This is a genomic window from uncultured Gimesia sp. (assembly GCF_963972345.1).
Taxonomy (GTDB): Bacteria; Planctomycetota; Planctomycetia; order Planctomycetales; family Planctomycetaceae; genus Gimesia.
Map to the genome: position 1 here is coordinate 1 of NZ_CAXAVM010000348.1, position 2,913 is coordinate 2,913.

Here is a 2,913-nt window from a genome sequence, read left to right on the forward strand (position 1 = left end):
CGTTATGATGAATTTCTGGATGAAATTCTGGACGGGGAGATGATCTTTCGTGTGGAAGAATCGACCCAGAAGAGTGTGTATAAGATTGGCAATACGGAAGTCCGGTTTCAGACGAGGGCAGAAGAGCATTTTCCGGTGGCGGTCTCTTCAATGGTCTGCAAATACACGCGGGAAGTAATGATGGAACAGTTCAATCAATACTGGTGTCAGCATGTGACGGATCTGAAGCCGACCAAGGGGTATCCAGTGGATGCGCGTCGCTTCAAAAGTGAGATTGCAATGGCACAGGAGCGACTGGAGATTTCGGACCAGATTCTGTGGCGCGGGCAGTGAAGCGAGAAGTTAATCTTCAGCCAGAATTTGTGACTGCGGAAGAAATCGGCTGCTGGCTATCCCGACTATGAAAACAGTGGCAGCACCGACTAAAGTGTACCACGGCCAGGCGACTTCCTGTTTCATAGCGAACGCCACGTAGAGCACGACCGCGAGCCCGATAACGAAACCGAGCAGGGCGGATGCCTGTGAAGCCTGTCTGCTGAAGGTCGCCAGGAAAAAGATGCCGAGGATCAGCCCGGTGGAAATGCCGGCAATCGCCAGTACGCTGCCGACCACACTGCTGGAAATGGACTGACTGGCGATGCCGACCGCGATTTGGGCACAACCAAACAAGGCAGTGAAGATACGGCTCAGCCTGACCAGTTCGGACTGCTGTTTGTGAGTTGATGTCAGGGGCAGATAAAAATCATTCACCAGGGCGCTGGTGGTGGAACTGAGTGAACTGGAGAGCGTCGACATGGCAGCAGCGAAGACGGCGGCGAGCGTCAGCCCTTTTACTCCCACGGGCAGATGATCGATGATGAAAGAGGCGAAGACTTCGTCCGTTTTCTCGAAGGGAACCGCGGGAGGAAATGCTGAGTAGAAAGCTGCCAACGCGACGCCCAGCAGTAGAAACAATGCGAACTGTGCGAAGACGAGAAAGCCGCTGAATCCCAGTGCCCGGGCGGCCTCTTTCTGGTTCTTTGCACCGAGGTAACGCTGAATCATGAGCTGGTCGGCTCCGTGCGTCGCCATCGAGAGAAACATGCCTCCTACCAGGCCGGCCCAGAAGGTATAGCTCTTCGCGAGGTTCCAGTCGAAATCGAACATGGTGAATTTCTGGTTGGCGGCTGCGTACTGCTGATAACTGCTCCAGCCATCCGGCAGATCATTGATGATCACGGCGAACGCAAACACAGCACCGGCGATATAGATGACGAACTGCAGACAGTCGTTCCAGACTACGGATTTCATGCCCCCCAGGCAGGTGTAGACAATGGTGCCAATGCCGATGACCACCACGCAGAGAGGAAGTGGGATGCCGACCACTTTTTCCAGAACGAGAGCCGTCAGGTAGAGCCTGAGACCATCGGCGAGTGTCCGCATGACGATAAAGGTCAGGGAGGAGACCCGTTCGGTGGTGCCCCCGAATCGCTGTTTGAAGACTTCGTAAGCCGAGTAGATTTCACCCCGAAAATAGAGGGGGAGCAGAAACAGGATGACGAGGAAGCGGCCCACGATATAGCCGAGGGGGAGTTGCAGAAACTGCAGGTTACCTCCCGGCGCAAAGGCGATGCCCGGTACACTGAGAAAGGTGACGGTACTGGTTTCGGTGGCGACAATTGAACCCAGAATCGCCCACCAGGGCAGTGTTTTCCCGCCGAGCAGGTAATCGGACAGGTCTTTCTGGCGACCGCCGATCCAGGAACCGAACAGTACCACGGCTGTGAGGTACAGGAGCAGGATGATCAGATCTGTGGTTCCGATGGCGATATTCACTGCGGCGACACCTGAAATCAGGGATGGTGTGTGGAGTTGAAGAGCACGAACGAATTGTGACAACTGGTACGAACCTGATCAGAAGCGAATGATCCTGATTCAGAATCATGAGTTCTATCCTTTCAGGATTCGGGAACCCGGTTATCATAGTAACTGGCCGATTTCGTATTGGACAGGCCACGGTGATTTCAAAGTTTTGATTGCCTCCAGATCACGACCGTTAACTCAGAGTGGATTTCGACTAAATCATGTTAGAACATTTGACGACAGAGCAGCGTAATCCGGCATCAGACCAGATTGATTCGATGAACAGTCTGGAAATTGTTCAGTTGATGAATGAGGAAGATGCCAGGATCGCGGCGGCTGTGGAGCAGGAAGCGACTTCGATCGCTGCAGCCATTGATCTGATTACCGAGGCGTTTCTGCAGGGAGGTCGTCTGATATATATGGGAGCGGGAACATCGGGGCGACTGGGGGTGCTGGATGCCAGCGAGTGTCCTCCCACGTTTAACAGCCTGCCTGAACTGGTGGTGGGTTTGATCGCCGGCGGTACAGCAGCGCTGACGAATGCGATTGAAGGAGCGGAAGACCAGGGGGAGGCTGGCAGAGCCGATTTGCAGAGTGTGAGTTTCAGCAAAGCTGACGTGCTGGTAGGAATCGCCACCAGTGGGCGGACGCCTTATGTCATCGCAGGTTTGAAGTACGCGCAGAAGCTGGGTGCTCAGACGATTGCGCTGACGTGCAATCAGGAGAACCAGTTGTCCGAAGTAGCGGCGTTGACCATCTGCCCGGTGGTTGGGCCGGAAGTCGTGACTGGTTCGACGCGACTGAAAGCAGGAACCGCTACGAAAATGGTCTTGAACATGCTGACGACGGGGGCGATGGTTCGTGTGGGGAAAACATATGGGAATCTGATGGTGGATTTACGGGCCACGAATCAGAAACTGAAAGACCGTTCGGTTCGGATTCTGATGGCGTTTACCGATCTATCCCGTGAAGAGGCAGCCGCTGTGCTGGGGCAATGTGCTGGTAGATTAAAAACCGCGATTGTCCATGTCAAACGGAATGTTTCTCCCGAGGTAGCGGAAGAGCTGTTGA

The 2,913-nt window shown here is 54.3% G+C and carries 3 protein-coding genes; 2 read left to right on the forward strand and 1 reads right to left on the reverse strand.

The window, feature by feature from the left end:
* The coding region (locus tag AACZ40_RS28875; protein ID WP_339677129.1) for a hypothetical protein at positions 1–333 on the forward strand (333 nt) is incomplete at its 5' end.
* 9 nt (positions 334–342) lie between these two features.
* Here AACZ40_RS28875 and AACZ40_RS28880 read toward each other — a convergent pair.
* Positions 343–1,815, reverse strand: coding sequence for a sodium:solute symporter (locus AACZ40_RS28880; protein ID WP_291170119.1), 1,473 nt, complete (start codon positions 1,813–1,815; stop codon positions 343–345).
* Between the two features lie 248 nt (positions 1,816–2,063).
* Here AACZ40_RS28880 and murQ point away from each other — a divergent pair.
* Positions 2,064–2,913 (forward strand): N-acetylmuramic acid 6-phosphate etherase (murQ, locus tag AACZ40_RS28885; RefSeq protein WP_339677132.1); only part of this gene is annotated, 850 nt, incomplete at its 3' end.